This window comes from Embleya sp. AB8, assembly GCF_049739465.1.
In the GTDB taxonomy this organism is placed as follows: domain Bacteria; phylum Actinomycetota; class Actinomycetes; order Streptomycetales; family Streptomycetaceae; genus Embleya.
In genome coordinates this window covers 19,099-37,328 of the sequence record NZ_JBMHHY010000013.1, presented here as the reverse complement: position 1 = coordinate 37,328, position 18,230 = coordinate 19,099, and the positions used below count along the sequence as shown (strand labels likewise).

General features: G+C 69.1%; 17 protein-coding genes. 11 read left to right on the top strand and 6 right to left on the bottom strand.

The annotated features are described in order from the left end of the window. Nucleotides 1-40: 40 nt before the first annotated feature. Nucleotides 41-1,651, bottom strand: coding sequence for an alpha/beta hydrolase (locus ABIA38_RS20175; protein WP_424640103.1), 1,611 nt, complete (start codon nt 1,649-1,651; stop codon nt 41-43). A 285-nt stretch (nt 1,652-1,936) separates the two neighbouring features. Between ABIA38_RS20175 and ABIA38_RS20170 the strand changes: the two genes are divergently transcribed. Both ABIA38_RS20170 and ABIA38_RS20165 read left to right on the top strand, forming a co-directional pair. After that, nucleotides 1,937-3,256, top strand: coding sequence for an ammonium transporter (locus ABIA38_RS20170; protein WP_424640102.1), 1,320 nt, complete (start codon nt 1,937-1,939; stop codon nt 3,254-3,256). Between the two features lie 144 nt (nt 3,257-3,400). Then, on the top strand, nt 3,401-3,619 hold the full coding sequence (locus ABIA38_RS20165; RefSeq protein ID WP_424640101.1) for a hypothetical protein: 219 nt from the start codon (nt 3,401-3,403) through the stop codon (nt 3,617-3,619). Nucleotides 3,620-3,671: 52 nt separating this feature from the next. Here the strand turns inward: ABIA38_RS20165 and ABIA38_RS20160 are convergent, their stop codons facing one another. Both ABIA38_RS20160 and ABIA38_RS20155 read right to left on the bottom strand, forming a co-directional pair. Then, nucleotides 3,672-4,058 carry a hypothetical protein gene (locus ABIA38_RS20160; protein WP_424640100.1) on the bottom strand — a complete coding sequence of 129 codons (387 nt, stop codon included), beginning with the start codon at nt 4,056-4,058 and terminating at the stop codon, nt 3,672-3,674. Nucleotides 4,059-4,075: 17 nt separating this feature from the next. Then, nucleotides 4,076-6,589, bottom strand: a complete 2,514-nt coding sequence (locus ABIA38_RS20155; RefSeq protein ID WP_424640099.1) for a DEAD/DEAH box helicase — start codon at nt 6,587-6,589, stop codon at nt 4,076-4,078. 257 nt (nt 6,590-6,846) lie between these two features. Between ABIA38_RS20155 and ABIA38_RS20150 the strand changes: the two genes are divergently transcribed. Continuing rightward, the gene (locus tag ABIA38_RS20150) at nt 6,847-8,076 is read left to right on the top strand and encodes a styrene monooxygenase/indole monooxygenase family protein (RefSeq protein WP_424640098.1); all 1,230 of its coding nucleotides are present in this window, start codon (nt 6,847-6,849) and stop codon (nt 8,074-8,076) included. 79 nt (nt 8,077-8,155) lie between these two features. On the opposite strand, the gene ABIA38_RS20145 is transcribed toward ABIA38_RS20150, so the two are convergent. Beyond that, on the bottom strand, nt 8,156-9,289 hold the full coding sequence (locus ABIA38_RS20145) for a hypothetical protein (protein WP_424640097.1): 1,134 nt from the start codon (nt 9,287-9,289) through the stop codon (nt 8,156-8,158). A 451-nt stretch (nt 9,290-9,740) separates the two neighbouring features. On the opposite strand from ABIA38_RS20145, the gene ABIA38_RS20140 reads away from it, so the two are divergent. The 5 genes from ABIA38_RS20140 to ABIA38_RS20120 all read left to right on the top strand — a co-directional run bounded on the left by ABIA38_RS20140 (nt 9,741) and on the right by ABIA38_RS20120 (nt 14,447). Beyond that, on the top strand, nt 9,741-11,684 hold the full coding sequence (locus tag ABIA38_RS20140; protein WP_424640329.1) for a recombinase family protein: 1,944 nt from the start codon (nt 9,741-9,743) through the stop codon (nt 11,682-11,684). Nucleotides 11,685-12,049: 365 nt separating this feature from the next. Continuing rightward, on the top strand, nt 12,050-12,496 hold the full coding sequence (locus ABIA38_RS20135) for a hypothetical protein (protein WP_424640096.1): 447 nt from the start codon (nt 12,050-12,052) through the stop codon (nt 12,494-12,496). Beyond that, on the top strand, nt 12,469-13,389 hold the full coding sequence (locus ABIA38_RS20130; protein ID WP_424640095.1) for a phage major capsid protein: 921 nt from the start codon (nt 12,469-12,471) through the stop codon (nt 13,387-13,389). The genes ABIA38_RS20135 and ABIA38_RS20130 overlap by 28 nt, the downstream gene beginning before the upstream one ends. Nucleotides 13,390-13,543: 154 nt before the next feature. After that, nucleotides 13,544-13,822 carry a hypothetical protein gene (locus tag ABIA38_RS20125; RefSeq protein ID WP_424640094.1) on the top strand — a complete coding sequence of 93 codons (279 nt, stop codon included), beginning with the start codon at nt 13,544-13,546 and terminating at the stop codon, nt 13,820-13,822. Between the two features lie 130 nt (nt 13,823-13,952). After that, entirely contained in the window at nt 13,953-14,447 is a 495-nt protein-coding gene (locus ABIA38_RS20120; RefSeq protein WP_424640093.1) for a phage terminase small subunit P27 family, read from the top strand. A 73-nt stretch (nt 14,448-14,520) separates the two neighbouring features. Here the strand turns inward: ABIA38_RS20120 and ABIA38_RS20115 are convergent, their stop codons facing one another. Next, nucleotides 14,521-15,279 (bottom strand): XRE family transcriptional regulator, encoded by a 759-nt coding sequence (locus ABIA38_RS20115; protein ID WP_424640092.1) that lies wholly within the window; start codon nt 15,277-15,279, stop codon nt 14,521-14,523. A 418-nt stretch (nt 15,280-15,697) separates the two neighbouring features. On the opposite strand from ABIA38_RS20115, the gene ABIA38_RS20110 reads away from it, so the two are divergent. The 3 genes from ABIA38_RS20110 (at nt 15,698) to ABIA38_RS20100 (ending at nt 17,738) form a co-directional block, all read left to right on the top strand. Then, nucleotides 15,698-15,985, top strand: a complete 288-nt coding sequence (locus ABIA38_RS20110; RefSeq protein WP_424640091.1) for a hypothetical protein — start codon at nt 15,698-15,700, stop codon at nt 15,983-15,985. Nucleotides 15,986-16,135: 150 nt separating this feature from the next. Then, nucleotides 16,136-16,867, top strand: a complete 732-nt coding sequence (locus ABIA38_RS20105; protein ID WP_424640090.1) for a nucleotidyltransferase family protein — start codon at nt 16,136-16,138, stop codon at nt 16,865-16,867. Nucleotides 16,868-16,895: 28 nt separating this feature from the next. Beyond that, nucleotides 16,896-17,738, top strand: coding sequence for an STM4013/SEN3800 family hydrolase (locus tag ABIA38_RS20100; protein WP_424640089.1), 843 nt, complete (start codon nt 16,896-16,898; stop codon nt 17,736-17,738). Between the two features lie 43 nt (nt 17,739-17,781). Here the strand turns inward: ABIA38_RS20100 and ABIA38_RS20095 are convergent, their stop codons facing one another. Continuing rightward, the gene (locus ABIA38_RS20095; RefSeq protein ID WP_424640088.1) at nt 17,782-18,066 is read right to left on the bottom strand and encodes a GntR family transcriptional regulator; all 285 of its coding nucleotides are present in this window, start codon (nt 18,064-18,066) and stop codon (nt 17,782-17,784) included. Between the last annotated feature and the right edge of the window lie 164 nt (nt 18,067-18,230).

Genomic DNA, 18,230 nt, shown 5'->3' with positions numbered 1-18,230 from the left:
ACAATCGTGATCTGGATCCCGTCCCCGAGCCGGCCGGCGGTCAGCCGCAGCGGGTGCCGGGCGCGGGCAGTTCGCCCTTGACCAGGTACGTCTCCACCGCGCCGTCGATGCACGCGTTGCCGTGGTTGTACGACCCGTGTCCGTTGGCCACCCGGGTGAGCAGTACCGCGCCGGGCAGTTGCGGAGTCAGCGACTGCGCCTGCTCGTACGGCGTCGCCGGGTCCCCGGTGGAGCCGATCACCAGCACGGGCGGGGCCCCCGGGGCGTTGATCGCCCGAGCCCGATCGACCCCGTTGGGTCGGCAGTCGGCGGCGAACGACCAGACCACGCCGGGCCCGGTGATCGGCATCGTGCCCGCCACCTCCCGGGCCAGTTTGTCGGCCTCGGCGACGGTCAACGACCGCCCGTCGGCGCAGTTGATGGTGATGTTGGCCGCGGTGTGGTCCCGGGGATAGGCGCCGTTCTTGTCCCGCCCCAGCCACAGGTCGGTCTCCGTGGCGGCCTGCGCCGCGTCGTCGCGCAGGTAGGTGCGCAGCGCGATGCGCAGGTCCTTCCAGGACTGTTCGACGTAGACGCCCTGCGCGATCAGGTAGGCGACCTCGCCCTCGCCGATCGTGCGACCCCGGGCGGTCTTGAGGGGTGCCTGGCTCAGCTTGTGCAGGCGGTCCGCGAGGGTCTTCGTCGCTTCGTCCACCGTGCCCTCGAGTGGGCAGTCCTGCTGCTTGAGGCAATCGGTGAGGAATGCCCGGAAGGTGCGCTCGAAGCCCTGGGCCTGGCTGCGCGCCCCCGCGACCCGGTCCAGGGCCGGGTCCATCGGCGCGTCCAGGACCAACCGGCCGCTGTGCGTGGGGAACTTCTCCAGGTACAGGGCGCCGAGGAAGGTGCCGTAGGAGTAGCCGAAGTAGTTGAGCTTGTCCTCGCCCAACGCGACGCGCAGGACGTCGAGGTCCCGCACCACGTCCTCGCTGCCCAGGTGGGCGAGCAGCTTGCCGCTGTGCGCGGTGCAGCCCTCGGCGAACTCCTGGTAGAACGCGGTGATTCGGGACAGCTCGGCCGGGTCGTCCGGCGTCGGATCCAGGCCGTGCAACCGGTCCAGGCCCGCGTCGTCGACGCACTTGACCGAGCCGCTTCCGCCGGTCCCGCGCGGGTCGATCCCCACGATGTCGTAACGCTCGGCCAGGGCCGGGCGCTTGGCGAACCCCAGGGTCGTCCCCTGCACGCCAGAGCCCGGGCCGCCGGGGTCGACGGCGAGGATGCCAAGGCGCTCGCCGGTGGCCTTCTTGCGGTACGCCTGTAGCTCGATCGTCTCGACGGCGGGGTTCGCGTAGTCCAGCGGTACGCGCAACTTCGCGCAGTCGAGCAGGCTCTCGTCCGCTTTGGTGAGCTTGTCGTCCGGGCACTGCGCCCAGGCGGGCTGCTGAGCGTAGAACTCCTTGAGCGCCGGGTCGTCCGCACCGATCGGCTTGGCCGCAGGGGGGTTCGCGCTCGGCGGGGTGGATCCGGCCGGTGCGGGCGCCGCGGTGGCCGGCTGCTTGGCCCTGGGTTCGGTGCCGCTGCCGGATCCGCCGCAGCCGACGGCCAGGGCCAGCACGACGCCGGCCGGGATGATGCGTCGAGCGCGCGACGCGACTATGGAGATCGAGGTGGTCACGACGCCAAGAACTATCAGCAACCGACCGACCCTGCCCACTATTTGTTTGGCCCGTATCGCTCCGGTTCCGGGATGACCTCTTTATCTTTTACCGAGGATGTTCGCGGGCGGGGTGTTTCGTGGGTGTGTCGGGGCGTTCACCGCGTGCGTACCCGCTCATCGCCGGGCAATGCCCGCGTAACACGCGGCCGGTTCCTTAACCGGCGCGTAACACCGAGGTATACGTCAGGAAACCCGACCTGCGCACCCTGACCTGAGACCCCATCAGGCCCATGAGGGAGCCGCATGACGCTCGCGACCGACGCGCCGAACGCCGGAGACACCGCCTGGCTGCTCGTGGCCACGGCGCTCGTGCTGCTGATGACCCCCGCGCTGGCGATCTTCTACGGCGGCATGGTCCGGGCCAAGAGCGTGCTGAACATGCTGATGATGAGCTTCGTGGCGATCGCGGTGGTTACCGTGGTCTGGCTCGCCTTCGGCTATCGCCTGGCCTTCGGCGGCGATCTGGGCGGCGGGCTGCTCGGCGATCTCGACGGCCTGTTCATGGCCGGCACCAAGCCGACGGACCTGCACGGCACGGTGCCCGAACTCCTCTTCATGGCCTTCCAGTTGACCTTCGCGATCCTGACCGTGGCGCTGATCTCCGGGGCGATCGCGGACCGCACCCGGTTCAAGGCGTGGGTGGTCTTCTGTGGGGTGTGGGTCACGTGTGTGTACGTCCCGCTGGCGCACTGGGTGTGGGGGCCGGACGGGTGGATCGCGCATCGGCTCGGCGCGCTCGACTTCGCGGGTGGGCTGGTGGTCGAGATCAACTGCGGCGCGGCGGGGATGGCGGTGGCTCTGGTCCTCGGGCCCCGGATCGGCTTCAAGCGGGATCCGATGCGGCCGCACAACCTGCCGCTGGTGGTCCTGGGCGCGGGGCTGTTGTGGTTCGGCTGGTTCGGCTTCAACGGCGGCTCGGCGCTCGGCGCGAACGGGTTGGCCGCGCAGGCGCTGGTGAACACGCAGGCGGCGGGGTGTACCGCGCTGCTGGGCTGGCTGGCGGTGGAGAAGCGGCGGGACGGGCACGCCACCACGCTCGGCGCGGCCTCGGGTGCGGTCGCCGGGCTGGTCGCGATCACCCCGGCGTGCGGCGTGGTGGACCTGCCGGGGGCGCTGGCGATCGGGCTGGTGGCGGGGGTCCTGTGCAGCTTCGCGGTGGGCTGGAAGCACCGGTTCGGCTACGACGACTCGCTGGACGTGGTCGGCGTCCACTACGTCGGCGGCGTGGTCGGCACGCTGCTGATCGGCCTGTTCGCCGCCAAGGACGTCACCGGCGGCCCGACGGGCCTGCTCCACGGCGGCGGCGCGGCGCTCCTCGGCAAGCAGTTGGTGGCGATCGTGGTCGTCTCCGCATTCTCCTTCGGCGTCACGTACGCCATCGCGAAGGCGATCGACCGCACCATCGGCTTCCGCGCCCCGGCCGACCACGAACAACAGGGCCTCGACCTGGCAGTACACGCCGAAACCGCCTACGACCTCACCGCCTTCGCCGGCACCAAACGCACACCCGCTCCGCTGCATCGCCCCACCCCACGACCGGCAGACGACCTGGACCTGGGCTGACCGTCAGGCGCCCCGTCGGCTTTGTGGCCTCAAACGCCGGCCGGGCTGAAAGGGCGGTGCCCGCGCCGACGCCGCGTCACCCTTACGGGTGGAGATCGCCGCAGACCCGGACGGCCCGAATCCGACGTGCCACCCTGCATGGTCGTGACCACATACACGATGACCGTGCGGCGGTCGGGCGACTGGTGGGCTCTGTTGGTTCCCGAGGTCGGGCTGTTCAGCCAGGTCAGGAGCCTGGACGGGACCGAGGCCATGGTGCGGGACGGGCTGGCCACGCTCGGGTTGGATGCCGACGCGGAGCTGACGATCGCCTACGACCTTCCGCGCCCTGGCCGCCCCGATCTGGAACGCCGGCCGGGCTGAGAAGGGCGGCACCCCCTACAGCCCGGCCGGCGTTTGAGGCCGACCGAGTGCGTCAGCGCGTGCGGCGGCGGGTGAGGATCGCCGTCGTGGCCAGGGTGGCTGCGGCGATGGTGGCCGGGACGGCTGCGCGGCGGGCGAGTCGGCTTTGGTTTCGGTTCGCCAGGATGCCGCCGGTGGATTGGATGGAGAAGGCGGACCAGACCGACTGGGTCGAGAAGGCCGAGGCCACGCCCAGGTAGGAGCCGACCGACGCGGCGGACAGCGCGGAGCCGATCGAGCCGAAGGACAGGGCCGAACCGACCGAGCCGATCGACAACACCGAGCCGACCGAACCGATGGACAGGACCGAGCCCTCCGACCCGATCGAGAGCACCGAGTTGTGTGAGTGCCTGGACAGGATCGAACCGTTCGCGTCGACCCCGGGCCGCTTCTTGGTCATGGCCACAGTCTGCCCGATTACATCCGGTCCACCGCGACCACTCGCAACACCGCGCGGCCCGTCTCGTCGGACTCGGTCAGGTCGACCTCGGCGGTGATCCCCCAGTCGTGGTCCTGGGCCGGGTCGTCGAACACCTGGCGGACCCGCCACGCGGAGTCCTCCTTGGTGATCTGCATCAGCTTGGGGCCGCGCGCGTCGGGACCGGTGCCGATCGAGTCGTGCTCGTCCCAGTAGTCCACCAACGCGTCCTGCCAGCGCTCCGCGTCCCAATTGCCGTCGCCCTCCTGCTCGGACAACTCGCCCAGCTGGAAGTAGCGCCGCAACGCCGCCAGTTCCACCCGACGAAACAGCGCGTTGCGAACCAGGACCCGAAACGCCCGCTCGTTGGCGGTGACCGGCGTGGTCCGCCCCTCGATGTCGTCGAGTTCCTCCTGGGTCGCGTCCGGGTTGGCCAGCTTCTCCCACTCGTCGAGCAGGCTGGAGTCGACCTGGCGGACCAACTCGCCCAGCCACGCGATCAGATCGTGCAGGTCCTCGTTCTTGGCGTCGTCCGGCACGGTCTGGTTCAGCGCCTTGTACGCGCTCGCCAGATACCGCAGCACGATGCCCTCGGTGCGGGCCAGTTCGTACCAGCCGACGTAGTCCCCGAACGTCATCGCCCGCTCGTACATGTCCCGCACGATCGACTTGGGCGACAGCGGATGGTCCCCGACCCACGGGTGGCTGCGCATGTAGATCGCATAGGCGTGTTCGAGCAACTCCTCGAGCGGGCGCGGGTATTGGATGTCGGCGAGCCGCTCCATCCGCTCCTCGTACTCGATCCCGTCCGCCTTCATCTGCCCGACCGCCTCGCCCTTGGCCTTGTTCAGCTGCGCGGCGAGGATCTGGCGCGGGTCGTCGAGGGTGGCCTCGACCACGGAGAGCACGTCCAGCGCGTAGGTCGGCGCCTCCGGGTCGAGCAGGTCGAACGCGGCCAGCGCGAACGTGGACAGCGGCTGGTTGAGCGCGAAGTCGGCCTGCAGGTCCACGGTCAGCCGGACGATCCGGCCCTCCTCGTCCGGCTCGGCGAGCTTTTCCACCACGCCGCCGTCGAGCAACGAGCGGTAGATCGCGATCGCCTGCCGGATGTGCCGCAACTGCTGCGGGCGCGGCTCGTCGTTGTCGGTGAGCAGGTGCCGCATCGCCTCGAACGCGTTGCCGGGCCGGTTGATCACCGCGAGCAGCATCGCGTGGGTGACCCGGAAGCGCGAGGCCAGCGGCTCGGGCTCGGCCTCCTGGAGCCTGGTGTACGTCTCCTCGTTCCAGCCGACGAAACCCTCGGGGGCCTTCTTGCGCACCACCTTGCGGCGCTTCTTCGGGTCGTCGCCGGCCTTGGCCAGCGCCTTGATGTTCTCGATCTCGTACTCCGGCGCCTGCGCCACCACGTTGCCCACGGTGTCGAACCCGGCCCGCCCGGCCCGCCCGGCGATCTGGTGGAACTCGCGCGCCCGCAGCCGGCGCACCCGCTGGCCGTCGTACTTGGACAGCGCGGTGAACAGCACGGTACGAATCGGTACATTCACCCCGACGCCGAGCGTGTCGGTACCGCAGATCACCTTGAGCAGCCCGGCCTGGGCCAGCCGCTCGACCAGCCGGCGATACTTGGGCAACATGCCCGCGTGATGGACGCCGATCCCGTGCCGCACCCAGCGGGAGAGCTGCCGGCCGAACTTGGTGGTGAACCGGAAGCCGCCGATCACCGACGCGATCTGGTCCTTCTCCGCGCGCGTGCACATGTTGATGCTCATCAGCGACTGGGCCCGCTCGACCGCCGACGCCTGGGTGAAGTGCACGATGTAGACGGGCGCCTCACGCGTGGTCAGGAGTTCCTCGATGGTCTCGTGCAGCGGGGTGACCCGGTAGGAGAAGTAGAGCGGGACCGGCCGGGTCGCCGACTTGACGATCGCGGTGGGCCGGCCGGTACGCCGCTTCAGCTCGGTCTGGAAGCGGTCCATGTCGCCGAGCGTCGCGGACATCAGCAGGAACTGCGCCCTCGGCAGCTCGATCAGCGGAATCTGCCAGGCCCAGCCCCGGTCGGGGTCGCCGTAGTAGTGGAACTCGTCCATCACCACGAAGCCGACATCGGCGTCCGCGCCGTCCCGCAGCGCGATGTTGGCCAGCACCTCGGCGGTACAGCAGATGATCGGCGCGGTCGCGTTGACCGACGCGTCGCCGGTCATCATGCCGACGTTCTCCGTGCCGAACTGGGCGACCAGGTCGAAGAACTTCTCCGAGACCAGGGCCTTGATCGGCGCGGTGTAGAAGCTGCGCTCCTTGCGCGCCATCGCGGCGAAGTGGCCACCCGCGGCGACCAGACTCTTCCCGGAGCCGGTGGGCGTGTTGAGGATGACGTTGTTCCCCGAGACCAGCTCGATCAGCGCCTCTTCCTGCGCGGGGTACAGGGTGAGGCCGCGCTCCTCCGCGTACGCGGCGAATGCCTCGTACAGGGCGTCGGGGTCGGCCTCGGCGGGGAGCAGATCGATGAGAGTCACCCGTCTATCCTGCCTGCTCGCGGGCCCACACCCGGACGCGACCCGAATCCCGGCCACCCCGGCCCGAAATCCTCCGGTGACGCGCGTCACATCGAGGCGGTCCGAGAAGGTACGTGTGCGGCCGGGATGACGGACGGGACGGTTGGGCCCATCGGTACACAACCGGGCCGGCCGGCTTTCTCGCTCGGTACTCCGTTGAACACGCAACGCGAGCCATACGATGCTTCCGACCTTGATCAGGGGAAGGGACTTCACCCATGCGCAGGATCCTCATCGTCGGTGCCGGCCAATCCGGGCTCCAGCTCGGCCTGGGGTTGCTGGCCCACGGCTACGACGTGACCGTGATGACCGAGCGGACGCCGGACGAGGTCCGCGCCGGGCGGGTGACCTCGACGCAGATCATGATGCCCGCCACGATCGCCCTGGAGCAGCCGTACGCCCTCGACCTGTGGGCCGACCAGGTGCCGCCGATCGACCGGGCCGGGTTCACCATTCCCGGCCCGGACGGCACGCCCGCGGTGAACTGGCTGGGCGACCTCGGCGGCGCCCAGTCGGTCGACCAGCGGATGAAGATGCCCGCGTGGATGGACCTGTTCGTGACGCGCGGCGGCAATCTGGTCGTACACCCGGTCGCGGTGTCCGACATCGACTGGTACACCCGCAACTACGACCTGGTCGTGGTCGCCGCCGGCAAGGGCGAGTTGGTGTCGATGTTCGACCGGGACCACGACCGGTCCGAATTCACCACGCCGCAACGCCGGTTGGCGGTCGCCTACTTCCACGGCGCGACCCCGCGCCCGGCGGTCGGCCACGACGCGCTGCACGTCAACGCGATACCCGAGGCCGGCGAGATCATCATGTTCCCGGGCCTGACCCTGTCCGGCGCGTGCGACATCATCCTGCTCGAAGCCGTCCCCGGCGGCCCGCTCGACGTGTTCGGCGGCGTCCGCGACCCCGACGCGCACTGGGCGCTGATGCGCGACCTGGTCCGGCAGTTCGCGCCGTGGGATTACGACCGGATCAGCCGCGCCGAACTCACCGACCCGATGTGCGTGCTCAGCGGCGGCTTCGCCCCCATCGTGCGCAAGCCGATCGCCCAACTCCCCTCCGGCGGGCTGGCCTTGGGCATCGGCGACGTATTGGTCACCAACGACCCGCTCAGCGGCCAGGGTTCCAACAACGCCGCGCGCGCCGCCGACCTGTACCTGAACTCGATCCTGGCGCACGGCGATCGCCCGTTCGACGCCCAGTGGATGCAATCGGTCTTCGACGCGTTCTGGTCCCGCGCCCGACACGGCGTCAAGTTCTCCACGACGCTGCTCGGCGTACCCCCGGAGCACATCCAGATGCTGATGGGCGCGGGCAATACGTGTCCGGCCGTCTGCGACGCGATCATGAGCGCGTTCGACAACCCGGCGGAGTTCGAGGAGTTCTTCTACGACCCGGCCAAGACGACGGCGTTCCTGCAAAAGGTCGGCGCGCTGTAGGTCGCGAGCCGGCTCGCGTCGTGGGGTCTTCGGTCGAGCGACGGGACCCCACGACCCGGCCGCCACCGGCCACCACCCGCTACGACCGGGCGCGGCGCAGCCGGAGTCGGCGTCGGATGTACAGACCGACCGCAAGGCCGATCCCCATCGGCAGCGCCCACTCCAGCAGGAACTCGGACGCCGACATTCCGCCGGCGGCCCGGTTCCGCGCGGGGCGATCAGCACCGACCGCCGGCGGCTCGACCGAGGTCGGCGGGTCGGAGCCGGCGGCCGAACCGCCGGGCGCGGCGCTGGTGGAGGCCGTCCCGGCCGGGGGCGGCGGCACCGGACTCGGTCCGCCGCCGTCGCCTCCTGTACCCGTGCCCGTACCCGTGAGCGGCACCACGAGCAAACCGTCGCCCAGTACGGTCAACGAGGCCGCACGAGCGCCCGCCGAGCCGGGCCGGAACATCACCGCCACATCACACCCGGAGCCCGGCGCCAGGGTCGCCCCTCGGCGGCACGTGGTGCCGGGGTCGTGCAACGTGAAGTCGCCGGTCGGCAGCTTGAAGTCCCGCACCACGAGCGGAAGTCCGCCGGTGTTCTCGATGCGCACGGGAAGCCAACGCCATCCGGAGCGGACCGCGTGCGCTCCGAAGTCCACGCCCTTGGGGGCGGTCAGGTGGGCGGGGCCGGCGATCCGGTACACGAGGGTCACGGCCGGTCCCGCCCACGACCCCTGCCGCGCCTTGACACCCGGGAACACCCGTTCCTCCACCGCATTTTGGCCCCCGTCCTCAACCGCGAGCCAAATCGGCGCGCCCTCGGCGTCCGGGCCCAACGTCACCACCAGAGAGACGGAGTTCATGACCAGATCGAGGCCCGGGTGCAGCGCGTTACCGGCGGTCACCGGCACACTCGCCTCGATCAGCATGCCGGGTCGGGGCCCGTCGGCCGGCCCCCCGAGTGGCCCGGCGGTCCCGCGCTCTCGGGCCGCCAGCCGAATCGACAGGGTGCCTGGACGGTCCGGCAGCGTGATGGCGACGGGAGGATACGCATAGGTGGTGCTGTACGTCAGTTCGGTGTCGGATACCGCTGTCCACTTCGCGTGGCTCAGCAACTCGTCGGCGTACGCGGGCGATTCGTGGGTGCCGCCCACGGCCAGGAATCCGATGCCGATCACCAACGCCGACACGTATCGGTACCAGGTCCCGGACCACTGCATTCTCGGCACGCCACCGCATCCTCTGGGCGCGGCATCCACCGGCGCGCAATCGGCCGTCGCCGGGGGCGACCGGACGACGCTACCGGCGACGCGTGGGTCGGGCCGGGCCCGTCTTCGGGTATTCCACCGACGTTTTCGTCCAGGTCACCTTCGGGGCAGGCTACGCTCACGTGGCACTTGGCTCGGGAGGGTGTGCCCACCCGCTCCACCCGGTGCGCTCACCTCGACGGCTGCGGTTCCAGAGGCTCCGGGGCAACCTGGTCCGGCCCCGCAGCCCCCGGGGTGGCCGGCCGAGATTTGGTGGATCGGCTGCCGATGCGAGGCGGGCGTTCCCCCAATTTCCCGACGGACGCTGCGGCCTGGCGCGTCAGCGCCCGCGACCCCGGCCGCCCCACGTGATCGACGCGCCAATGAAGGCTGACTAAGCGGAACACCAGGGAGTACCCCAGTGTCCGCAACAGTGCAGGTCAGCACTCCCAGGGCCATTGCTGAGCCCCACACCGGAGTGTGTGCATACCTTCGCGGCGTAGCCGCCATCCGCCTATCCGTACTGACCGACGAAACCACCAGCCCCGCCCGGCAGCTTGACGGGTGCCACAACGTCGCCGGCGCGCTGAGCATCGACATAGCCGACCGGATCGCGAACGACCTTGACGTGTCCGCGTCGAAGCTCGGCCCGTTCGACCGTCCCGAGCTGGGCGAGTGGCTGCGCCGACCGGACGACTTCGACGCGCTGATCTTCTGGCGCTTCGACCGTGCCATTCGGTCCATGGCGGACATGCACGCGCTCGCCACGTGGGCCCGGCTGCACCGCAAGATGCTCGTGTTCGCCGAGGGAATCGGCGGGACCGGGCGACTCGTCTTCGACTTCCGCAACCCGATGGACCCGATCAGCGAACTCATGATGATGATGTTCGCGTTCGCCGCTCAGGTCGAAGCAACGTCCATCCGGGAACGCGTCATCGGCGCGCACGCAGCCATGCGGACCATGCCCTACCGGTGGCCGGGCGGGAAGCTGCCGTTCGGCTACACGACCGCCCCCATGCCCGCCGAGCACGGCTCCGGGGTGACCCTGGTCCCGGACCCCCACGCGGTCAAGCTCCTGACCCGCATCATCCGGGACATCCTCGCCGGGCTCTCCGCGTCCGCCATTGCCGCCGCACTCAACGCCGAGGGCGCCCTCACGTGGCGCGACTACCTCAACCACAAGGCCAGCAAGCCCCTCGGCGGGAAGTCGCCCAAGTCCAAGCACGGCGAGAAGGGGCGCGTGTTCAAGCGCTGGTCGTGGTGCGGCGACACCGTGACCGGGATCCTCCGCAGCCCCGCACTACTCGGGTGGAAGCTGCACAAGGGTCAACCGGTCCGGGACGCACAGGGCGCCCCCGTGCTGTTCACGGAGACCCCTCTCCTGACCCGGGAGGAGTACGACGCGATCAACGCGATCCTTGCCGTGCGGGCGGACAAGTTCACCGGCACCATCCGCCGCGACTCCGCCCCCGCGATGCTGCTCCGGGTCATCCACTGCCACGCCTGCACCGAGCGCATGTACCTGTCCCGGAAGTCGGACCGGCGCGCACACGACCTCTACCACTGCAACCCGCGAAGCCGCGGGATGGACTGCAACGGCACCGCGAGCATCCGCGCCGAGTGGGTCCACGACTACGTGGAACGCGAGTTCCTGAAGCGCGTCGGGCACATCCCCTACCACAAGGTGACCGTGATCCCCGGGTACGACCCCGCGCCCGAGATCGCAGCCACCCGAGCCGAGTTCGACGCCCACCAGGAGCAGGAGGGGCGGCAGAAGTCGCGAGCCGGCCGGGAGTCGTGGCAGGCGCGCGCCGACGCACTTGACGCCCGACTCGCCGAACTCGAAGCCACCCCCGCCCGACCCGAACGCCGAGAGGTCGTCCCGACCGGCCGCACCTACGCCGACGACTGGCACGAAGCCGACACGGAAGGCAAGCGCGCCATGCTCTTGGAGGCCGGCGCGAAGCTCACCGTGCGCAAGGGACCGAGGGCACCACGAGAGCTTGACGAATCCCTCGTTGAGTTCACGCTGACCGGCGAACTCGACTCCATCGTTGAGGAGTCCGACGCGCTCGCCGATGCCGAGACCGACCGGCCGACCCTGCCGACACCGGCGGGAACACGCGTGCGGTTGAACGAGACCGTCGACCAGGACGGCACCGCCGCCGCGGACAAGCTCCACAACAGCGCTACGCCGGTCGGAGAGCGCCGCAACGTGTCGGTCGTGCTGCCCGAGTCGACCCCGGCGGGCAAGCCCCGCAACGACGCGCGCACGGTCGACGGGTGGCCAGCGATCACCCGACCCCGGGACGGACTGACCGTTCCCGACCCCGCACCGACCGGCGCCGGCCGACAGCGGGCGCCCATACCGGCCTAAACGGCACAGTCGGCGGTCGGTGTGGTGGTGAGGTGACGTTCGAGACCCTATTTCTGGAATGCCTTAGAGATCTCTAAGACATATCCAAAAGTGGGTCCCGAACGTCACCTCACCACCTCTCGGCCACCCGAGGCCATCACTGACCCCCACACCAGATTGAGAGACCGGTTACCGCGCTCCCACCCGCACGACGGACCGGCGGACCGAGTACCGAAGCTCTCCGCGGGGGCTGCGCACAGCTTCACGACGTGCGTAGCCCCGCCGCCCCTGGTCAACCGGCCCGGGGCTTTCCGCATGCCCGAAGCCTTCAGGAAGGAGCGTCGCCCCGATTCGCCGGAACAGCCGGCTCGGGCGGCAACCCCGCCATGAACGACACCGAGAACGCCGTCGACCAGGAATTGCCCGAGCAAAAGCCCGCAGCACCCACCAGCCCCCTTGCCGCCGAGGAGGCTTCGGCACCCGAAGCGGAGCGCCGGGCGCTGGAAGAGGCACGCGACCGTTTGGGCGCGGCGAACAAGCGCATCGACGCAATGTTGCGGCGAGAAGTCGAGCGGCGGGCCGGGGAGCGCCTTGTTTGCGGGGCCGACCTATTCGACCTCGGAGGACAGGAACTTTCCGGACTCCTTGACGAATCCGGGTGCGTCGATGACGCGAAGGTCGGTGCCGCGTTGGACGCGCTGTCGAAGGCGCGCCCCTATCTGTTCTCCATCAACCGGGGGTGGGGCGTTGTGGGACCCGGGCCGGGATCGATCAGCAGCGATGACGACCCCTACGACACGCCCGATTGGAAGTCCGCGCTGCGAGGCCGCTGACACACCGGACACGCCACCCGCACGACACGCCGAAGAGAGCCGAGGAAAGCATCTCCATCTACACCAACACGCCCGGCACGCAAGGCATTCTGCCCGACGAGTACGGGGAACTGGTCGAGAAGCCCGTCCGGGAACTCTCCCTCGCGATGCAGATCGGGACGCCCGTGAAGACCGGCAGCACGCACTACCGTGTTCCGCTCCTCACCTCTGACGTCACGGTTGGCGCCGTGGCCGAAGGTGCCGAGATCACCCCGTCCGATGTCAAGTTCGACGAGATCATCGTGACCCCCGCCAAGTTCGCGGGACTCACCGTGATCAGCCGGGAAATGGCAGAGGACAGTTCCCCGTCCGCCGGCGACCAGATTGGCCGCTCGATCGCGCGGCAGATCGCCAACAGCGTCGACAACGCGCTGTTGAACACGCTCACCGCGCCGAACCCTTCCGGCCTTGGCTCGCTCGCCGGGATATCGAAGGTCGCGGCACCGGTGACCTACAAGGATCTTGACCCGCTGGAAGAGGCACTGTCGCTGTCCGAAGCCGCGGGCGGCAACATCACCGCGTGGGTCATGGACGCGGCCACCGCGCTGGAAATCGCCAAGCTGAAGGATCAGGCGAACTCGAACCGTGGCCTACTCAACTCCGACATGACCGCCGAGGGCCGGCGGCAGATTCTCGGACGGCCCGTATTCGTATCGCCGTACGCCCCGGCGGATGTGGTCTACGGCGTCAGCCGCGCCGACATGCTGACCATCATTCGCGACGGAACAAAGCTCGACGTCGACAAGTCCGTGTACTTCACCAGTGACCGCGTCGCCGTGAAGGGCACCATGCGCATCGGGTTCGCTTTCCCCGTCGAAGCGGCGCACGTCCGCATTCAGAACGCAGCCAAGTAACCACAACAAGCCGGGGGTTCAACGAATACCCCCGGCCCGGGATTGGACCCCCATGCCCCGAAGACCCCGCCCCCCTTGCCCGATCCCCGGGTGCCCCGAGTTGACCTCGGGCGGCCAATGCGCCAAGCACAGACGAGAGGCGAACAAGTCCCGCGTGAGCAACGGCAAGAGCTATGACGTGCGTTGGCAGCGCACCCGCCGCGCCTACCTGTACGCGCATCCGTGGTGCGTGCTGTGTGCTCAAGCCGCCGTTGTCGCCGACCATCACCCGATCAGCCGGCGGCAGCTCATCGACCAGGGCGTGACCGACCCGGACGCGTGGGAGCGGCTACGTCCGCTGTGCGTGCGCTGCCACAACGGAGAGACCGCAAAGCGGCAGCCCGGCGGTTGGGCGGCCGAGCGTCGCTCAGAGCGTGAATCCGGGCTGAGCTGAGCCCGCCGACCAGGCAGTGACCCCCCGCCCCGCCTCACCTTGAGCGACAGGGAGCGGGAACTTCAGCGCCGCAACTGGACCCGTTTGCGCGGGGCCGGCCGACCGACCGAACCACAGAGAGGAGCCCGCATTGGCCGACCCGAGACGCAAGAGACCGGCCCTGCAAGTTATCCGTGAAGGCAACCCGGGCAGGCGAGCCGTGCCGAACACCGTCACCCTGCCGCGCGCCGAGCTGGTCGAGCCGAACTGGCACGACACGTTCAAGAGCCCGGACGACCCGACACGCCGCGCCGTGAACGCCCGTTGTCGCAAGGTGGCCTCTCGTGAGTGGCGCAGGATCGTGCCCGTCCTCGAACTCACGGTCGGTCTCGCCGACGTGGACACGGTGGTTCTCACGGACTACTGCGTCGCCATGGCGCGCATCGACCAGTGCGAGCGGGAGATCTCCGAGACCGGCCTACTCGTGCGGGGCGAGCGCGGGTGGCAGAAGAACGGCGCTGCCACGATCGCCACGCAGTATCGCGCCCAACTCGCACGATATGTACGGGAGTTGGGTCTCTCGCCGAGCGCACGCACCGGCCTGGTCCCGCCTGAGCAGAGCGACCATTCCGATATCTGGGACTGAACACCCGCCCCGACTCGTTGGCCACCCGCCGGCGGGTCGGGGCTCTTTGGCGTTCTCGGACATCGATGCCGTGTCAGGGTCGTCGGTTGTACTGCGCCAGTGTCGCCCTGGTTGTGGACGCGTCCTTGAAGACGAGTTCCCACGGTCCGGTGTTCACGTCGAACTCCTTGCCGAACCCGACCCACTTCCCGGACATGCGACGCCCGGTGGGTTCGATCAGTAGTTGGATCGCCCCGTGGTAGCGGGCTCCCTGGTAATAGCCGTCCTGCGCCGTCTGTTCGATCCAGGTGCCCGTCACGATATTGCGGTCCACGACGAGATCCATGGTCAGCGGCGAGTCCGACGAACCGGGCAGGCTGCGCACGGTGAGCCTGTTGCCGTGCTGGAGCACGACGACGAAGTGTTGCCCCACGAACGAGCCGGACCGGCCGCTGGAGAAGTACTCGTAGCGGCTCAGCCAGACACCGTTGTACGTCCCCCCGGCGGCCCCGCGCGGGTCGGCGGCAAGACCTCCGCGCGCCGGACCCACGCCGGCGATCGACGGCTCCACGTCGTGCCCGCCCGAACCGTCCTCCGCGACGCGCGCCATCGGGACCGGCAGCGCGAACCCGAGCGCACTGATGGGAAGACCGGTGACGGACTCCAGCGCACGGGCATAGACGGGCCGAGGTGCCGCGACGTCGCCGGACTCCCAGCGCTGGACGAGCCGCTTGTTGCATCCGTTGGGTTCCCCCGCCCGTTCGCCGGCTTCGCGAAGGGCTCGGGCCATGTCGTCCTGACTCAGCAGCAGTCCCATACGGACCGCGCGCAGCGTGCTGTTGGGTTGCGTCATACGGATCACGGTAGACGCGCGAACACGCTTACGACACCGATTTGACGCCCCTTGTGACCCCGGAATGACGCCCTTTCCGGCGCCGCGAGGAATCACCACACACCGCAAACATGTGGACACGGAGTGGATCGACCCTCGTGGTCGCGCCCGGTGCCTAAGTGGGTTCGGTCGACGCCGACGCGTGCCCAACGGCACGGACCGCGCCGGGCACCGATCGATCGAGCCACGGGGATGTGGAACGTCCAACGAGGAAGGATCCGATGTCACCGAAACCTCCCACCGCAGGGCGTCGCAACGAGCGGATGCCGCTGACCCCGCAGGAAGTTGCCCAACGTGGGGTCATTCTCCGGCGGGCGCGCCGGTGGTACCTGGCGCGCGCCGATACCCGGTTCCGGACCCGTCGACCCGGTACGACGTCATGACCCGCCCCGACTTCGTGGTGAGCGCGTCCGGCGTGGTCGTTCCCGTCGTCGCCCCGCGCACCGTGCCGCCCCGCGAGGAACCCCGTCGAGTACCCGAGCGGATCGGCGTGGGTGAATGGGTGGCGTCGCTGCCGGGCCGAGGTCACGACTTCCCGCCCGGCCGGGTGGAACGGGCCGAGGACTGCGCCGGGCTCGACAACGACCGGGTGTTGATCGTCATCGCCGGCGGGGTGCCGCACATGGTCAAGGCGTCCGAGGTTCACAAGGTCAAGCCTCCGGGCTGACCCCAGATTCGCCCCGCCCGGATGCTCGGGGAAGCGCATCCGGGCGGGGTCTCAACCCACAGCCGGGATCGCGGGCAGGGGGGATCGAGTCGATGCCATGATTTCTCAGCGTGACAACGGGGTCACGTTCGCGAGGATGGGAGCCAAACCGTGGTGATCGAGCAAGCGGTGATTCTGGCAGGCGGGCAGGCAACCCGGATGCGCCCGTATACCGACGACGCGCCGAAGGCCATGGTGCCGGTGGCCGGTTCGCCGATCCTGGGGTACCAACTCCTGTGGTTGGCACGGCACGGCGTCAAGCAGGCTGTGTTGTCCGTCGGCTACCGGGCCGACATGATCCGCGCGTACGTGGGCGATGGGTCGCGATTCGGCCTGACGGCGGTGTACGCCTACGAAGACGAACCGCTCGGGCGTGGCGGCGGCATGAAGCTTGCGGCACGCGAACTCGGCGACCCGGCGGGGCATTTCCTCGCGCTCAACGGCGACGTCATCACGCACTTCGACCTAGGTGAACTGGTCGAGCAGCACGCGCGCACGAACGTCGGTGTGACTATCGCGCTCTCGCCCTACCGCTCGAACTGGGGAGTGGTCGACATCGAGGGTGACGTCGTACGCGGCTTCGTTCAGTCGCCTGTGCTGCCCTATTGGATCAACTCGGGCATCTACGCGATGGCGCCCGACATCGTGGCGATGCTTCCCGACAAGGGTGATCACGAAGATTCGACGTTCCCGCTTCTGGCCGAGCAGGGGCGCATGAGGGCGTACCGGATCGACGGCTATTGGCGCGGCATCGACACCGTCAAGGACGTCAAGGAGGCGACGACCGAACTGACCGAGCAGGGATACGAACTGTCCGCAGAATTCCGCGTCACAGGGGCCTGACCTCACGGCGGGCCCTCGGGGAGGGCACATGCTCGATGCGAACCGGATCATCGGCACACATCACGTCCTGTTGATCACCCTGGATTCGCTCCGCTTCGACGTCGCGCGAGCGGCACTCGCGGCGGGGCGCACACCGAACCTGGCCGGTCTGCTCGGCGGGGGAACATGGGAAGACCGGCGCAGCGCCGGCACCTTCACGTTCCCCTCGCACTGTGCGATGTTCGCGGGCTTCCTGCCCTCCCCGTCCGGCCCCGGTCGACACCCTCGCCTACTGGCGTGCAAGTCGATGCCCGGGGCCGGGACCACCATCACCGATCGAACGTACGTCTTCGACGCGCCCAACATCGTGGTCGGCTTGGCGAACCTCGGGTACGCCACGGCATGTGTCGGCGGGGTGGGCTTCTTCTCGGGACAGACCGAACTCGGGCGAGTGCTCCCGTCACTGTTCACCGAGTCGTACTGGTCATCCGAGTTCGCAGCGGCGCATCTCGACAGCACAGAACAGCAAGTGGCGTGCGCACTGGGCATCGTTGCCGAACGCACGCGGCAACGGCCGCTGTTCCTCTTCTTGAACGTGTCCGCCACGCACGTGCCCCATCACGCCTACCTTGACGGCGGGCCGAGGCACGACACCTGGGAAAGCCAACTCGCGGCCCTCGCTTACGCGGACGCCCACTTGGGCCGACTCTTCGCCGGCCTGCGCGCCCATCCTCCCTGGTTGGTCGTCGTCTGCTCCGACCATGGGGACGCGTTCGGCGAGGACGGGCACCACGGTCACGGGATCGCACACCCCTCTGTCTACTCGGTGCCATACCTGGAGACGGTCGTACCCGTCCCGGAGTCCCGGCCCGTTTCCGATCTCCCGTTCTGACGGCAACAAGAGTGGTCGCCGTGCCCGGGACGGCAACCACGGGTCACTTCGACGCTTCGACCTCGGCACCCGTGGGTTCTGCGCCCTGTACGTACGTGCCGCGCCCCTGAACGACGAACAGCACTCCATCGGCCACCAAGACCGCAATTGCCCGGCGAACGGTCGGACGCGAAAGTTCGTACTCGTCGCACAGTCGGGACTCTGCCGGGATCGGGCGACGGGACTTCCAGTCCCCGCGCCGAACACGAGCGCGCAGGATGCCCGCCAACTGTTCAAACGGGGCTTCGGGTGCGTCGCGAATGATCACTGCGTCCGGGTCGTATTCCACGCCACGACGTTAGCGCGCAGGTCACATCAGCGCACATAAGAGGACGTAAGGTCACGTGTCTTTACGGGCCTTTACGTGTGTTGACGTCAAGGTCTACCGTCATGCAAAGACAACGCCCCGACGAACCGCTTAGGACCGGTCCGCCGGGGCTCGCCGAAACAGCC